Source organism: Afipia sp. GAS231 (assembly GCF_900103365.1).
In the GTDB taxonomy this organism is placed as follows: domain Bacteria; phylum Pseudomonadota; class Alphaproteobacteria; order Rhizobiales; family Xanthobacteraceae; genus Bradyrhizobium.
The window spans coordinates 388,705-401,942 of the sequence record NZ_LT629703.1 but is presented as its reverse complement, the minus strand read 5'-3'; the positions used below and the strand labels follow the sequence as shown (position 1 = coordinate 401,942).

The 13,238-nt window shown below is 63.8% G+C and carries 16 protein-coding genes; 9 read left to right on the top strand and 7 right to left on the bottom strand.

Annotated features, from left to right (window positions below):
- Positions 1-25 precede the first annotated feature (25 nt).
- The 5 genes from BLS26_RS01870 to BLS26_RS01850 all read right to left on the bottom strand — a co-directional run bounded on the left by BLS26_RS01870 (position 26) and on the right by BLS26_RS01850 (position 4,692).
- Positions 26-982, bottom strand: coding sequence for a hypothetical protein (locus BLS26_RS01870; RefSeq protein ID WP_092507919.1), 957 nt, complete (start codon positions 980-982; stop codon positions 26-28).
- Positions 983-1,011: 29 nt separating this feature from the next.
- On the bottom strand, positions 1,012-1,563 hold the full coding sequence (locus BLS26_RS01865; RefSeq protein WP_092507917.1) for a hypothetical protein: 552 nt from the start codon (positions 1,561-1,563) through the stop codon (positions 1,012-1,014).
- A 176-nt stretch (positions 1,564-1,739) separates the two neighbouring features.
- Positions 1,740-3,020 carry an O-acetylhomoserine aminocarboxypropyltransferase gene (locus tag BLS26_RS01860; protein ID WP_092507915.1) on the bottom strand — a complete coding sequence of 427 codons (1,281 nt, stop codon included), beginning with the start codon at positions 3,018-3,020 and terminating at the stop codon, positions 1,740-1,742.
- 150 nt (positions 3,021-3,170) lie between these two features.
- Positions 3,171-3,755: a CoA-binding protein gene (locus BLS26_RS01855; protein ID WP_092507913.1), complete on the bottom strand. Its 585-nt coding sequence runs from the start codon at positions 3,753-3,755 to the stop codon at positions 3,171-3,173.
- Between the two features lie 112 nt (positions 3,756-3,867).
- The gene (locus tag BLS26_RS01850; protein WP_092517518.1) at positions 3,868-4,692 is read right to left on the bottom strand and encodes an enoyl-CoA hydratase; all 825 of its coding nucleotides are present in this window, start codon (positions 4,690-4,692) and stop codon (positions 3,868-3,870) included.
- A 74-nt stretch (positions 4,693-4,766) separates the two neighbouring features.
- On the opposite strand from BLS26_RS01850, the gene BLS26_RS01845 reads away from it, so the two are divergent.
- The 5 genes from BLS26_RS01845 to BLS26_RS01825 all read left to right on the top strand — a co-directional run bounded on the left by BLS26_RS01845 (position 4,767) and on the right by BLS26_RS01825 (position 8,047).
- Complete coding sequence (locus tag BLS26_RS01845; RefSeq protein WP_092507911.1) at positions 4,767-5,195, top strand: PaaI family thioesterase; 429 nt, start codon at positions 4,767-4,769, stop codon at positions 5,193-5,195.
- Between the two features lie 155 nt (positions 5,196-5,350).
- Positions 5,351-5,815 (top strand): 50S ribosomal protein L13, encoded by a 465-nt coding sequence (rplM, locus tag BLS26_RS01840; RefSeq protein WP_092507909.1) that lies wholly within the window; start codon positions 5,351-5,353, stop codon positions 5,813-5,815.
- Between the two features lies 1 nt (position 5,816).
- The gene (rpsI, locus tag BLS26_RS01835) at positions 5,817-6,293 is read left to right on the top strand and encodes a 30S ribosomal protein S9 (protein WP_043197415.1); all 477 of its coding nucleotides are present in this window, start codon (positions 5,817-5,819) and stop codon (positions 6,291-6,293) included.
- Between the two features lie 235 nt (positions 6,294-6,528).
- Positions 6,529-7,761 carry a diguanylate cyclase gene (locus tag BLS26_RS01830; protein WP_092517516.1) on the top strand — a complete coding sequence of 411 codons (1,233 nt, stop codon included), beginning with the start codon at positions 6,529-6,531 and terminating at the stop codon, positions 7,759-7,761.
- Between the two features lie 88 nt (positions 7,762-7,849).
- Positions 7,850-8,047 carry a hypothetical protein gene (locus BLS26_RS01825; RefSeq protein ID WP_371360749.1) on the top strand — a complete coding sequence of 66 codons (198 nt, stop codon included), beginning with the start codon at positions 7,850-7,852 and terminating at the stop codon, positions 8,045-8,047.
- A gap of 54 nt (positions 8,048-8,101) precedes the next feature.
- Here BLS26_RS01825 and BLS26_RS36460 read toward each other — a convergent pair whose 3' ends face one another.
- Complete coding sequence (locus BLS26_RS36460) at positions 8,102-8,665, bottom strand: hypothetical protein (RefSeq protein ID WP_197681303.1); 564 nt, start codon at positions 8,663-8,665, stop codon at positions 8,102-8,104.
- A gap of 188 nt (positions 8,666-8,853) precedes the next feature.
- Here BLS26_RS36460 and BLS26_RS01815 point away from each other — a divergent pair, with 188 nt between their 5' ends.
- Complete coding sequence (locus BLS26_RS01815) at positions 8,854-9,156, top strand: antibiotic biosynthesis monooxygenase (RefSeq protein ID WP_092507905.1); 303 nt, start codon at positions 8,854-8,856, stop codon at positions 9,154-9,156.
- On the opposite strand, the gene BLS26_RS01810 is transcribed toward BLS26_RS01815, so the two are convergent.
- Positions 9,153-10,289 carry an AI-2E family transporter gene (locus tag BLS26_RS01810; RefSeq protein ID WP_092507903.1) on the bottom strand — a complete coding sequence of 379 codons (1,137 nt, stop codon included), beginning with the start codon at positions 10,287-10,289 and terminating at the stop codon, positions 9,153-9,155. The genes BLS26_RS01815 and BLS26_RS01810 overlap by 4 nt on opposite strands.
- A 111-nt stretch (positions 10,290-10,400) precedes the next feature.
- Here BLS26_RS01810 and BLS26_RS01805 point away from each other — a divergent pair, with 111 nt between their 5' ends.
- From BLS26_RS01805 to BLS26_RS01795, 3 genes are all read left to right on the top strand, one after another.
- The gene (locus BLS26_RS01805; protein ID WP_244541813.1) at positions 10,401-11,132 is read left to right on the top strand and encodes a hypothetical protein; all 732 of its coding nucleotides are present in this window, start codon (positions 10,401-10,403) and stop codon (positions 11,130-11,132) included.
- A gap of 159 nt (positions 11,133-11,291) precedes the next feature.
- Positions 11,292-12,062 carry a gamma-glutamyl-gamma-aminobutyrate hydrolase family protein gene (locus BLS26_RS01800; RefSeq protein WP_092517512.1) on the top strand — a complete coding sequence of 257 codons (771 nt, stop codon included), beginning with the start codon at positions 11,292-11,294 and terminating at the stop codon, positions 12,060-12,062.
- A 60-nt stretch (positions 12,063-12,122) separates the two neighbouring features.
- Positions 12,123-13,190 (top strand): extracellular solute-binding protein, encoded by a 1,068-nt coding sequence (locus BLS26_RS01795; RefSeq protein ID WP_092507901.1) that lies wholly within the window; start codon positions 12,123-12,125, stop codon positions 13,188-13,190.
- Positions 13,191-13,238 lie beyond the last annotated feature (48 nt).

Here is a 13,238-nt window from a genome sequence, read left to right as displayed (position 1 = left end):
ATACTTATCCTGAGCATAATCGAAGTCAAGTGCGCGAAAGCGGAAGTTTGGTGCCGGCAACGGCCCGTTCGGCCAGCACGGCGTGGCGGAACCGGAACAGTTTTGCCGGCCGCCCAACGGTGTCGGCGGCCATTGCGCCAGTTTCCTCAACGAGTTGCTGCTGTTCGATCAGGCGGCGGAAGTTCTGCTTGTGCACCAGCCGACCTGCAAGCGCTTCAACACTGCGTTGCAGTTGCAGCAGGGTGAATTCCGCCGGCATCAGTTCGAACACGACGGGACGGTATTTGATCTTGGCGCGCAGTCGCGCGATGCCGGTGGCGAGAATGCGGCGGTGATCGCCGGTCATCGCCCGCCCGGGAACAACCATCGCCGCGCTGCCGCCGTCGCGCGCGGCCTCCGGGATCAGGGAAGCCTCGTACAGCAGCTCATAGCGCTGCAGCACCAGTTCCTCGTTCCATTCGCGGTCGTCGAGGCCGAAGGTAATGGCGACGCGCTGCCAGCGGTCGCGCTGCAGGGGCGCGGATGGCGCGGATTTGGCCCAGGCGCGCAGCCGGGGCGCCAGCAGTTTGGCAATCAAAGCGGGGGCGCCGGCCCGGTGGTCTTCCCAGGGGAAATAGTCGTACCAGCCGGACCAGTGGGCCTCAAAACCCGCGCCGACCTGATCCTCGCGCGTCAGGCCGAGATAGCTGATCGAGATCGTATGCGGCGACTTGGCGTCACCGGTCCGCCCGCTGTCGGCGAAGGTGTAGAGCTGCTCGACATAGCCGAGCGGATGGCCGGTCTGCGCCTCGACCCACGCGCGCAGGCCCGTCTGCAGCGAGCGGTGCGTAAATTTGAATGGACCGCTCGGCAGCGCATCCGCCTTGGCGATGGTCATGATCTTCGGCTCGCCCTCGGTCACGGCGACGAGAACGGCGACCAGATCGGCGGTGATGACGTGCGCGGCGATCGATCCCAAGGGTTTTCGCGGTGGCGCGGCCACGTCCGTCTCCGTTGTTGGCGATTACGTGACTAGCAATATCCGAACACGCCGCAGGCGTAAGGCAGCCGCGCCCAATACGGACCGTATTGCGGGCCGCCGTAATACGGGCCGTCGTAGCTGTAGGAATGTCCCGTGCCGTAATAGCCGGGCAGGGTCGACGAGCCCGGCAGCAACGGCGTCCCGAAGACCCGCGGCGCGTAGGGGACGACGCCGGTCGGCGTAAACAGCACGTCGGGATCTTCTTCCTCGACCACCACCAGTTGGCGACCGCGCCGCACATATTTGGGCGGAGCCACCGTGGTCCGGGCGTTGTACTGGGCGTGCGGAAGGCCGGGCGGCAAGTTTCTGATGGCGCGAACGGTGGCGCGCTTGGTGGCGACGGGACCGTCAGCGCGCTTGGTCGTGGCGGGCGCCGCAGCGGGTTTGATGGCGACGGCGGCGTCAGCGGGCTTGGCGACGGGTGTGTCCGCCGGCTTGGCGGCGACAGGTGCGTCGGCCGGCTTAGCGGCGACGGGCTCTTCGGCGCAGGCGGTTCCGGCCGTAAAGACCGCGACGAGAAGTGGCATTGTCCAGCGCAACATCGACCGTCTCCCGAATCATCCGGAGCTATTCCATGCCACTCTATGCCGGAATGACCGTTAACGAGAGGCTTGTGGTGTGCCGTCATTCCGGAGCGATGCATAGCATCGAACCTCAGGGTGCAATTGCACCCCTGAGGTCTGGTCCTTCGGACCATCCCGGAATGACGTGCGTGAGGCTACGCCGTCAGCGCCTGCTCCAGATCCGCAATCAGATCTTCCTTGTCCTCGATGCCGATCGACAGCCGGACCACGTCGGGGGCCGCACCGGACTTCACCTTGGCGGCGTCGTCGAGCTGGCTGTGGGTGGTGGAAGCCGGGTGGATCACCAGCGAGCGGGTGTCGCCGACATTGGCCAGATGCGAGAACAGCTTCAGGTTCGACACCAGGCTGACGCCGGCGTCGTAGCCGCCCTTGAGGCTGAAGGTGAACACAGCACCGGCGCCCTTCGGCGCGTATTTGCGCGCGAGGCTGTTGTAGGGGTTGCCCGCGAGGCCGGAGTAGTTCACCGCCGCCACCGCGGGATGGCTGGAGAGAAACTCCGCGACCGCCTTGGCGTTCTCGCAATGCTTCTGCATCCGCAGCGGCAGCGTCTCGATGCCGGTCAGGATCATGAAGGCGTTGAACGGCGAAATCGCCGGTCCGAGGTCGCGGAGGCCGAGCACGCGGCAGGCGATCGCAAAAGCGAAATTGCCGAACGTCTCCTGAATCCGGATGCCGTGATATTCCGGGCGCGGCTCGCTCAGCATCGGATATTTGTTGTCCTTCGACCAGTCGAAGGTGCCGGCATCGACGATGATGCCGCCGAGCGAGTTGCCGTGGCCGCCGAGAAACTTGGTCAGCGAATGCACGACGATGTCGGCGCCGTGATCGATCGGGCGGATCAGATAGGGCGTCGCCAGCGTGTTGTCGACGATCAGCGGCACGCCGGCCTTGCGGGCGACTTCGGCGATCGCTTCGATGTCGGTGATGCTGCCGGCCGGATTGGCGATCGACTCGATGAAGATCGCCTTGGTGTGCGGCGTCACCGCGCGCTCGAAGCTCGCAATGTCATCGGGATCGGCCCACGCCACGTTCCAGCCAAAACTCTTGAACGCATGGGTGAACTGGTTGATCGAGCCGCCGTAGAGTTTTCGCGCGGCAATGAATTCGTCGCCGGGCCGCAGCAACTGCTGCAGCACCACCACCTGGGCGGCGTGTCCGGACGCTACCGCGAGCGCCGCGGTGCCGCCTTCCAGCGCCGCGACGCGCTCTTCCAGCACCGCGGTGGTTGGATTGCCGATGCGCGTATAGATGTTGCCGAACGCCTGCAGCCCGAACAGCGAAGCGGCATGGTCGGCGTCGTTGAACACGAACGAGGTGGTCTGATAGATCGGCGTCACCCGCGCGCCGGTGGTGGGATCGGGCTGCGCGCCGGCATGCACGGCGAGGGTCGAAAATCCCGGGAGACGATCGGTCATTCTTGGAATCCTGTTTTGGCCAGTTCGAAAACGCGCGGCATGCTGATCGCAGCCGGGTCCGCCGTCAAGGCGAGGCGTTCAGATATCGCGGATTGGAAACGGGCCTGCTTCGTCATGCCGCGTTGTCGAAACGATTATGTCGCTTTGGCGTCACGCCAGGTCGTTCCTGTTCTTCGCGGCGCGGTCGGAGGCTGCGGTATCGCCGCCGCTTACACTCGTCCGGTTCAACGACAGCCGCATGCCCTGCGTCGGGACCGGCGCGCGCTTCGAACTCAGCGTGCGCGAATTGACGCCCATCCATGAGATCTCCGACGACAGCCGGCCATACTCGATCTTCGGGCAGCGGTTCATCACCACCTTGATGCCGGCGGCTTCGGCCTTTGCCGCCGCCGCGTCGTCGCGCGCGCCGAGCTGCATCCAGATCACCTTCGGCAGCGGCGACAGTTTCAACGCTTCCTCGACCACCGGCATGATGTGGCTGGAGTTGCGGAAGATGTCGATCATGTCGATGGGGCGGCCGATATCCGCCAGCGAGGCGACGAAGGGCTTGTCGAGCAGGTTCTTGCCGACATGGCCGGGATTGACCGGGATCATGTCGTAGCCGCGCTGCGCCAGATATTTGAAGGCGAAATAGCTCGGCCGCACATTGACCGGCGACGCGCCGACCATCGCGATCGACTTCACGCCGTTGAGGATGCCGCGAATGTAATTGTCGTCATAGGCGTCGTGGTTCATCTTGTTCTTTCACCGTCATTCCGGGGCGATGCGAAGCATCGAACCCGGAATCTCGAGATTCCGGGTCTGGTCCTTCGGACCATCCCGGAATGACGACGCGAAGGCCGCGTCGTCACTTATCCTGCCACTTCGGCTCGCGCTTCTCGATGAAGGCGCCGATGCCTTCCTCGGCGTCGCGCGCCATCATGTTTTCAGTCATCACCTCTGCCGCGTAGCGATAGGCGTCGGCAAGGCTCATTTCGGCCTGGCGGTAGAATGCCTCCTTGCCGAGCTTGACGGTGTAGGCGGATTTCAGCGCGACCTGCTGCGCCAGCGCGATCGCGGCATCACGCTCGGTGCCGGCGGCGACCACGCGGTTGACGAGACCGATGTCTTTTGCGGTCGCGGCCGAAACCGGCTCGCCGGTCAGCAGCATCTCCATCGCCTGCTTGCGCGGCACGTTGCGCGACAGCGCCACCATCGGCGTCGAACAGAACAGCCCGATATCGACGCCGGGCGTGGCGAAGCCTGCGGCCTCGGAAGCCACCGCCAGATCACAGCTCGCCACCAACTGGCAGCCGGCGGCGGTCGCGATGCCCTGTACCGCGGCGACCACGGGTTTTGGCAAATGCACGATGGCCTGCATCATCGCACTGCAGGCGTTCATGATCTCGGCGAAGTAAGCCCGTCCACGGTCGGCGTCGCTGCGGCGGGCGGTCAGCTCCTTCATGTCGTGGCCGGCGGAGAACGCCGGCCCGTTGGCCGCGATCACGACCGCGCGGATGCTGGTGTCGTCGTGAATGTCTTTGAGTGCGCCATGCAGCGCCGCGATCAGGCCTTCCGACAGGCTGTTGCGCGCCGCGGGTCGATTGAGAGTGAGCACAGCGATACTGCCGACCTTCTCACGCAGGAGGATCGGCGGTTGCGGCGCGGGTGCTCGGGCGGTCTGGGCGGACATGATATTTTCCACTAGGGCTTCGATGACAACTTAATGTAACAGGCAATCCTATTTAAGCGAGGGCAGGGGACGGCATGGCGGCAGCGAAAATGAGCGTGGCTGAACTGGAGCAGTTCCTTCGCGAGGAATTCCCCCAGGCTTTCAGCGACGGCGATATCACCATCGAGAGCGCCGACGGCGAGACCTGCCTGCTGCGCCGCCGCTACAACGAGGGCATGCTGCGGCCGGGCGGCACGGTGTCGGGGCCGACGCTGATGGCGATGGCCGATTTTGCGATGTATGTGGTGCTGCTGTCGGCGATCGGCCCGGTCGGGCTAGCGGTGACGACCAATCTCAACATCAATTTCCTGCGCAAGGGCCAGCCAGGCCAGGACGTGCTGGCGGCGGCGAAGCTGTTGAAGCTCGGCAAGCGGCTCGCGGTCGGCGAGGTCAATCTGCTGTCGGGGTCATCGCCCGATCCGATCGCGCACGTAACGGCGACCTATTCCATTCCAACTAAATAGGCTTTTATACGGTAGTATAACACCATATTTATAAGCTATTGTTTTTGCTGATATAATTTATGCATTGCAGCATTGACGCGCGCTGCCCGGTTCTCTAGAAATCCGCGCAGTTCGGCGCGCTTGGCGCCGATTTCCATTTTTACGGATTCCCTCACATGAAAACCTTTTCGGCAAAGCCGGCCGAGGTGACGAAGAAGTGGGTGCTGATCGACGCCAAGGGTCTGGTCGTCGGTCGTCTCGCCACGCTCGTCGCGATGCGCCTGCGCGGCAAACACCTCCCGACCTACACCCCCCACGTCGACTGCGGTGACCACGTCGTCATCATCAACGCGGCGCATGTCGTGCTGACCGGTCGCAAGCGCGACAACAAGGTCTACTACAAGCACACCGGTTTCATCGGCGGCATCAAGGAACGCACCGCGAAGTCGATCCTCGAGGGTCGTTTCCCCGAGCGCGTGCTCGAGAAGGCCATCGAGCGCATGGTTCCGCGCGGCCCGCTCGGCCGCGTCCAGATGGGCAATCTGCGTGTTTACCCCGGTGCCGAACATCCGCATGAAGCCCAGCAGCCCGAGACGGTTGATATCGCTTCGATGAATCGCAAGAACATGAGGGCCGCATAAGATGTCCGATACCATGCAGTCTCTCGATCAGCTCGGTTCGCTGAAGGTCGCCGCACCCGATGCGCCGAAGTACATCAAGAAGGTCGACAAGTACGGCCGCGCCTATGCCACCGGCAAGCGCAAGGACGCGGTCGCCCGCGTCTGGATCAAGCCGGGCGCCGGCAAGATCGTGGTCAACACCCGTGAAGTCGAAGTCTATTTCGCCCGTCCGGTGCTGCGCATGCTGATCCAGCAGCCGCTGGTCGCAGCAGCCCGTGCCGGCCAGTACGACGTCATCTGCACGGTCGCCGGCGGCGGTCTGTCGGGCCAGGCGGGTGCCGTGCGTCACGGCATCTCCAAGGCGCTGACCAACTTCGAGCCCGATCTGCGCGGCGTGTTGAAGAAGGGCGGCTTCCTGACCCGCGACTCCCGTACCGTGGAGCGCAAGAAGTACGGCCGCGCCAAGGCGCGCAAGTCGTTCCAGTTCTCGAAGCGCTAATCGCGTCGCTAAAATTTGCAGCGAATGCTGCATTCATCGAACGAAGGAAAGGGCGCCGATCGGCGCCCTTTCTGCTTTCTATTTACTTATCAATTACCGCAGTTTTTCCTGAAAACTTGGTCACCCGTGCAAACCGGATTGGAACCCGGCACGCCGTAGGGTGCGCGAGACGATGGCGCAAAACCGCATTTTTCGTGCGCCGGACAAGTTGCATCACACGCGTTCGGGAGAGCCCATGTCGCTCGATACCTCCACGCTCTATCTCGTTGCCACCATGATTGCGGCAATGCTGGGTGGCATGTTGCTGATTTTCGGCAAGCAGGAGAACATTCCGGCGCTGGAATGGTGGGGCGCCGCCTATCTGCTGGGGGCTGCGTCGGTTGGTATATGGACGATCGCCGGCGAGTCGCTGGGGGTGCCGCTTTCGCTGGCGCTCAATTCCGTTGGTTTCATCGCATGTGGCATGGTCTGGAACGCCTCGCGCCTGTTCCATGGCCGCAAACCCAATCTTCCGGGAATGGTTTTGGGTGCTATCGCCTGGATCCCCGTCGCCCTGGCGTTTCCGCCCGGGGCGCTCGCCATCCGCATCACCATCGGCGCCGGCATCGTCGCGTTTTATGCGGCGCTGACCGCGGGCGAATTGTGGACCGAGCGCCGCAAGCCGTTGCAGAAGCGCTGGGCGGCGGTCCTGGTGCCGGTACTGCATGGTTTCGTGCTGATGCTGCCGATTATCCTGGGTCACCTGATGCGGCCGTATAATGCGAAGCTGTCCGGTAACATCTGGGTCACCGGTTTTGCGATCGAGCTCGTGCTCTATGCGGTCGGCACCGTCTTCATCATCTTTATGCTGGTCTCCGAACGCGCGGTGACCCTGCACAAGACCGCGGCTTCGATGGATCCGCTGACCCGCTTGTTGAACCGGCGTGGATTCGTCGAGGCGACGTCGCGCGTGATCGAACGCGAGGCCCGTGCCGGTCGGCCTGTGGCCGTACTGATCTTCGACATCGACCATTTCAAGTCGATCAACGATCGCTTCGGGCATCCGGCGGGCGACGAGGTTTTGATCTTGTTCGCGACCGTCGTGGTCTCCACGCTTCGGATCAGCGACCTGTCGGGACGAATCGGCGGCGAGGAGTTCGCCGCATTGTTGCCCTGCTCGCTGGAGGAGGCCGTGATCGCGGCCGAGCGCGTGCGCTCGGCATTTGCGGCTTCAGGAATCGTGATCGAGAGCGGTCCCGTCGATACCACCGTCAGCATCGGTGTCGCCGGCGGGCCGGCGGGCACCGAACTTGAAGTGCTGCTGGCATCGGCCGATACGGCGCTCTACCAGGCCAAGCGCAGCGGCCGCAATCGCGTCGAGGCTGCGGAGGAATTGCCGCTGTCGCTGGAGAACTGGCGGCGCAAGACCGCCGGGAATTCGGCGTTGGCCAAGCCAGTGTCGGCAAAACCGGCGTCGGCAACGACCTGATGCAACCGCGGTAACCTCGCGTTTACCATTCCGTCCATATTATTCCGTTATGGACTCACGAAGCACACGAAACCCGCAGGCTGCCCTGATGTCGCTCGAAGCAGCGGCGGTCACGGCGCGCGGCGGCTTCGCCTGCATGTTCTCGAGCTCGGAAGAATACGAGACGGCGCTGATCATCCAGCGCCGTGCGCAGGGGCGTTACGATCAGCGCAGAACGCGCTGGCCTGCCATCATGTTCGCCGGCTGTGCGATGATGGTCTTGGGGACGGTGCTGCTGTTTCGCTAGCGCGCACGGGCGCGCTGAGCGCAGGTCTTCCACCTTCACCGACGTAACGCGACATCAGGGCTTCAGGCCCTGATCCATCCATTGCTTGAACAGCGCTACGCGTTCCGGCGGCCAGGCCGCGTCCGGAGGCATTCGATGCGCCGACACGGCATTGAACACCCGCTGGGCGTTGGCGGGCGTGCACATCCACACGGGATCATCGAGATGCTTGCCGCGGGGAACCATGCAGGTGATGTCCATATCGCGAAACAGCGGCCGGATGTCGTGGCTGTATGTCAAAATCGCCGGCGCGTCGGCTTCGGCCGGCTGGAAGGTGCCGTGAAACTGGTTGAAGCCAAAATTCGGCGGCGGCGACGTGATGTTGGCGACGATCGTGTTGCGGCCGTAGTCCTCGATATGCACCACGGTCGTGTTGTCGCTCTCGACCCAGGTCACCAGATAGACATCGGGAGCGATGTTCTCTGTCTTGATGACGACGGTTGCGGTCTCGCCCGCCGAGCCGTCGGAATTCAGGACGACGTAGGTCAGCGACGTGTCCGACGTAAAGGACAGCGTGACCTTCGACGTCTGGAAGTCGACCAGATACTTGTGTCCGGCTCCAGGAAACGCATCGGACATGTTGCACCCCCGGTCCATGGCTAAAATCTAGGGTTGTGCAAGGGTATCGCTGTCACCGCAGAGCGTCAATGTTGTCGATCGATCCCTCAAGGTCGTTCGCGGAGGCTTGGCTGGGTGGTCCGGACGTGCTTTTGCTTTTTCGCCGGCCGGGTTAGACACGCGCATTCTCACAACAAGGCGTAACCCAGATGATCCTCGAAATCGCACAGATCGACGTCAAGCCCGGCACCGAAAAGGACTTTGAAGCCGCCGTCGCCAAGGCGCGCCCGCTGTTCCTGCGTGCCAGGGGCGGCAAGGGGTTCGAGCTGCACAAGTCGATCGAAAAGCCGTCGCGTTACCGGCTGATGGCGAAGTGGGAGACGCTGGAAAACCACACCGTGGATTTTCGCGGCTCCGAGGATTTCACCGCGTGGCGCGGCCTGGTCGGGCAGTATTTCGCCGCACCGCCCGAAGTCGAGCACACCGAAATCACGGTGACCAGCGCCGGCTAGGCGACCATTGCCTCCGCCGGCGGCGCTTCGCCCTCGGCCTTGAAATGGTCGATCATGACCTTGGCGATCGCCATCAGGGGCAGGGCCAGCGCCAAGCCCCAGATGCCGAACACGACGCCGAGTAGGATCTGGAACGCAAACAGCGTGGCCGGCGGAATATCGAGCGCCTGCCGCTGGATGATCGGCGTCAGCACGTAGCTCTCCATCGCGTGCACGCCAAGGAACAGGATGAAGGCGCTCAACGCGGCGACCCATCCCGAGGCGAGGCTGGCGAGAACAACGATCAGCCCGGCGAGGATCGCGCCGACGGTCGGAATGAACGCGAGCAGTCCGGCCTGGATGCCCAGGATGAACGAGCTCTGGATGCCGATCACCGCAAGGCCGATCCAGGTCACGAAGAACACCGCGGCCATGGTGACGATCTGCGCGATCAGCCAGCGCTCCAGCGTATATCCGATGCGGTCGATGATCACGGTGGCGCGCGCGCGATGTCTGGCCGGCGCTATGAACAACAATCCCGCGCGGTAGACGCCGGGTTGGGCGGCGAAGGCCAGGCCCAGGAACAGCACGATAAAGAAGTTGCCGACCGCGCTGACGGTTCCCAGAATCAATTTCAGGCTCTGGCTGAAGATAGCGCCGCCGCTCGACGCAATCGCGCCGGCGCTCGGAAGATTATGGGACGGTGCGGGGCTGGAGGCGGCCGGTGTCGAAGAATCCGATGGCGTTGCCGTCAGGCTGCTGAAATCGAAAAAGCTGGTATCGACCCCGTTTCTCTCGAGGAAGGCTTTGACGTTGACCAATTGCGATTTGATCGTGTTGCTCAACACCGTCGCCTGCTGGGCGATGGTGGCACCGCCGAGGAAGACGATGCCCGACAGCATTCCGGCGAGCACCAGGCAGACGATGGCGAGCCGCAGCGAATGCGCCAGCCTGACGGCGCGCCCGAGCAGGTCGGTCATTGCGGTCAGCGCGACGCCGAGCAGCATGCCGGCAAAGATCAGGAACAGGGTCGCGGCGAAGGTCCAGGTGAACAGCAGCAGCGCTGCGAACAGCACGACGCCGATGCCGCCGACCGATATGGCCCACGCCAGATCGTTGCGGGCCTGAAGGCGATCGTCAGCCGGTCCTGTCACGTTGATTCCTTCGCCAAATGATCGGTCGGCCAGTCTTTCGACAAAACGCGGCCGGGATCAAGCCGGTGCGAGCGCGCCGGTTTGACGCTGGCCCGTCCGGTATGTCAATCGATGCATCCATCTGATGCTGCGGGCCTCGAGGACGAGATGAATTTCAAATGGGTCGGGCCGGTTGTGCTGCTGGCGGCACTCTTCATCGGCGACCAGATCAGGATCAACCGGCCCGGCCATAAATATCGCCTCACGGTCGAGGTCGAGACCCCCGAGGGGCGCAAATCGGCATCCGGCGTGCTGGCGGTCCATCCTGACCGTGGCTACAGCCGCGGCGGCCATACCCGCACCGTCGGCGACGCCGTTTTCGTCGATCTCGGCGGCGGCAAGAACCTCATAGCCCTGCTGGCGCATCTCGACGGCAAGCTCGATCTCGACGGCATCAATTATCTGGCGCTCCGCGCCTATACCGCCGCCGGCGGCAAACGGGTGTCGTTCAACGAGATGAACCGGCTGACCGGCACCGTTCCGGTGAAGGACGCGCTGATTCCGGTACTGCTGAGCTTCGGCGATCCGGCCAATCCCGGCACCGCGCGGGTGGTTTTGCCCGATGATGCACAGGCCGTGCTCGGCAATGGCTACCGCCTCGGGGAGATCACCGCCGAAGTCGTGCCGAACGGGTTCTGGCCGCTCGACTTTGGCGGTGCGCTGGGCGAGCCGGTCACGCGCGGCATTGCGGCGAAACTGCCCTGGCTGAACGGACCGGACAATCCGGCCGCCACGGCGCTGCGCGCGGCGCGCCTGCCCGGCGTCGAGGCGATTGACGCCAAAGAGGCGTTCACGCGGAAATAGCCGTATCGGCCGCGCAGGGCTGACATTCTCGCGTAGCCGTGAAGCGTCGCTGGTAGTCATAACATGTTGATCCGGCACGATCTCGCAGGCATGATCGGCTGGAATCTCGGCCCAACCCAGAAGATCCTTGCACAGGACGATGACAGCGGAATTTTGGCGATGAGACGGCCCGTGGTCGGTGTGATCGGGAACGCCCATCGCGTCGAAAATCGTTTTGCGACGCAGATGGTCGGCGAACGCAACTTGCGCGCGGTCGCTGACGTGTCGGGCGCGTTGCCGCTGATGTTTGCCGGTTCGCCCGAAATCACCGATGTCGGCGCCTTGCTCGACGTGGTCGACGGCATCGTGCTGACCGGCGCCCGCGCCAACGTCCATCCGACCCGTTTCAAGACCGAACCGCACGAGAAGCACGAACCCTACGACGAGCACCGTGACGATGTAGCGCTCGCGCTGGCGGAAGCCTGTGTCGCCAAGGGGGTGCCGATCTTCGGCATCTGCCGCGGCCTGCAGGAAATGAACGTCGCGTTCGGCGGCTCGCTGCATCCGGAAATTCGTGAAATCCCCGGACGCATGAACCATCGCATGCCCCGGCTCGAGAACGGCGAAATCCATCCCGATCAGGCGGTGGTGTTCGCCGACCGGCACGACGTCAGACTGACGCCGGGCGGCGCCTTTGCCGCGATCCTCGGCTGCGAGATCATTCGCGTCAATTCGCTGCACGGGCAGGGCATCCTCGATCCCGGCAAGCGCGTCGTGATCGAAGGCGTTGCCGAAGACGGCACCATCGAAGCGATCCGGATCGCCGATGCAGTCGGCTTTGCGCTCGGCGTGCAGTGGCATGCGGAGTACGATCCGCAGCGCAATCCGATCAACCGCGCGCTTTTCGAGGCGTTCGGCGACGCGCTCAAGGCGCGCCGGCGAGCGAGCTAGGCGGCCGGAACCAACCGGTCGTGTCAGCACGACCGGTCGTGTCAACACGGGAGGGATGCGATGCGGGACCGCAAATGGTCGAGGCGCGACCTGCTCAGGGCATCCACCGCGGCTGCGGCCGGCGTGCTGTTCGCCGAACCGTCGAAGGCGGCGGCGCCTCCTGCGGCGGCAGTGACATCAGCTCTGGTCGAGGCGGCGAAGAAGGAAGGCAAGCTGTCGTTCTACAGCGCGCTGGAACTCACCACCGCCGAACGCCTGGCGCGGACTTTCGAAGCGAAGTATCCAGGAATCGCCGTGCGCGTCGAGCGGTCCGGCGCGGAACGGATTTTCCAGCGCATCGCCCAGGAGCAGGGCAGCGGCATCAATGCCGTCGACGTCGCCAACTCGACCGACCCCGCGCACTATCTCGAATGGAAGAAGAACGACTGGCTCGCGCCTTATCTTCCGGACGATGTCGCAAAGCACTTTCCGGCCGATCAGGTCGATCCCGACGGCATGTATGCGACGTCCTGCGCCTGGCTGGAGACAATCGGCTACAACACCAATCTGGTGAAGCGCGAAGACGCGCCGAAGAGCTATGCCGATCTGCTCGATCCCAGATGGCAGGGCAAGATCGTCAAGGCCCATCCCGGCTACAGCGGCGCCATCCTGACCACGACCTTCGTGCTGGCGCGCGACCTCGGCTGGCCCTATCTGGAGAAGCTGGCGCAGCAGAAGGTCATGCAGGTGCAGTCGGCCGCCGATCCGCCGAAGAAGATCCTGCTCGGCGAGCGCGCGGTGATGGCCGACGGCAACGACTACAATCTGGTGCTGCTCAAGGACCAGGGCAAGCCGGTCGAGGTGGTCTATCCGGCCGAGGGATCACCGTTGATCATCGTCCCCTCCGGCGTCTTCCGCGGTGCGCCCAACCCGAACGCCGCAAGGCTGTTCCAGAGCTTCTTCTTCAGCGCCGAGACCCAGCAGATGCTGGTGGACGTCTTTGCGCATCGCTCGTTCCACGCCCACGTGAACGAGAAGGGCGAGCATGTCCCGCTGGCCAACCTGAAACTGCTCAAGGCCGATCCGGCCGCGGTGCAGGCGCAGAGCGAGGAGATCAAGGCGCGCTACAGCAAGATCTTCGGCGTGTGACGAGCCCCTGAAGTTGCCGGTCCCGTTGGCCTCCAGGCTCCGTAATTT

What these genes read in the sequence shown, in the direction of transcription:
- BLS26_RS01815 (WP_092507905.1), top strand. Translation starts at nt 8,854, where the DNA reads ATGATCCTCGAAATCGCACAGATCGACGTCAAGCCCGGCACCGAAAAG.
- BLS26_RS01795 (WP_092507901.1), top strand. Translation starts at nt 12,123, where the DNA reads ATGCGGGACCGCAAATGGTCGAGGCGCGACCTGCTCAGGGCATCCACC.
- BLS26_RS36460 (WP_197681303.1), bottom strand. Translation starts at nt 8,665, where the DNA reads ATGTCCGATGCGTTTCCTGGAGCCGGACACAAGTATCTGGTCGACTTC.
- BLS26_RS01845 (WP_092507911.1), top strand. Translation starts at nt 4,767, where the DNA reads ATGGCGGCAGCGAAAATGAGCGTGGCTGAACTGGAGCAGTTCCTTCGC.
- BLS26_RS01805 (WP_244541813.1), top strand. Translation starts at nt 10,401, where the DNA reads ATGCATCCATCTGATGCTGCGGGCCTCGAGGACGAGATGAATTTCAAA.
- rplM (WP_092507909.1), top strand. Translation starts at nt 5,351, where the DNA reads ATGAAAACCTTTTCGGCAAAGCCGGCCGAGGTGACGAAGAAGTGGGTG.
- BLS26_RS01865 (WP_092507917.1), bottom strand. Translation starts at nt 1,563, where the DNA reads ATGTTGCGCTGGACAATGCCACTTCTCGTCGCGGTCTTTACGGCCGGA.
- BLS26_RS01855 (WP_092507913.1), bottom strand. Translation starts at nt 3,755, where the DNA reads ATGAACCACGACGCCTATGACGACAATTACATTCGCGGCATCCTCAAC.
- BLS26_RS01800 (WP_092517512.1), top strand. Translation starts at nt 11,292, where the DNA reads ATGAGACGGCCCGTGGTCGGTGTGATCGGGAACGCCCATCGCGTCGAA.
- BLS26_RS01860 (WP_092507915.1), bottom strand. Translation starts at nt 3,020, where the DNA reads ATGACCGATCGTCTCCCGGGATTTTCGACCCTCGCCGTGCATGCCGGC.
- BLS26_RS01830 (WP_092517516.1), top strand. Translation starts at nt 6,529, where the DNA reads ATGTCGCTCGATACCTCCACGCTCTATCTCGTTGCCACCATGATTGCG.
- rpsI (WP_043197415.1), top strand. Translation starts at nt 5,817, where the DNA reads ATGTCCGATACCATGCAGTCTCTCGATCAGCTCGGTTCGCTGAAGGTC.
- BLS26_RS01850 (WP_092517518.1), bottom strand. Translation starts at nt 4,692, where the DNA reads ATGTCCGCCCAGACCGCCCGAGCACCCGCGCCGCAACCGCCGATCCTC.
- BLS26_RS01825 (WP_371360749.1), top strand. Translation starts at nt 7,850, where the DNA reads ATGTCGCTCGAAGCAGCGGCGGTCACGGCGCGCGGCGGCTTCGCCTGC.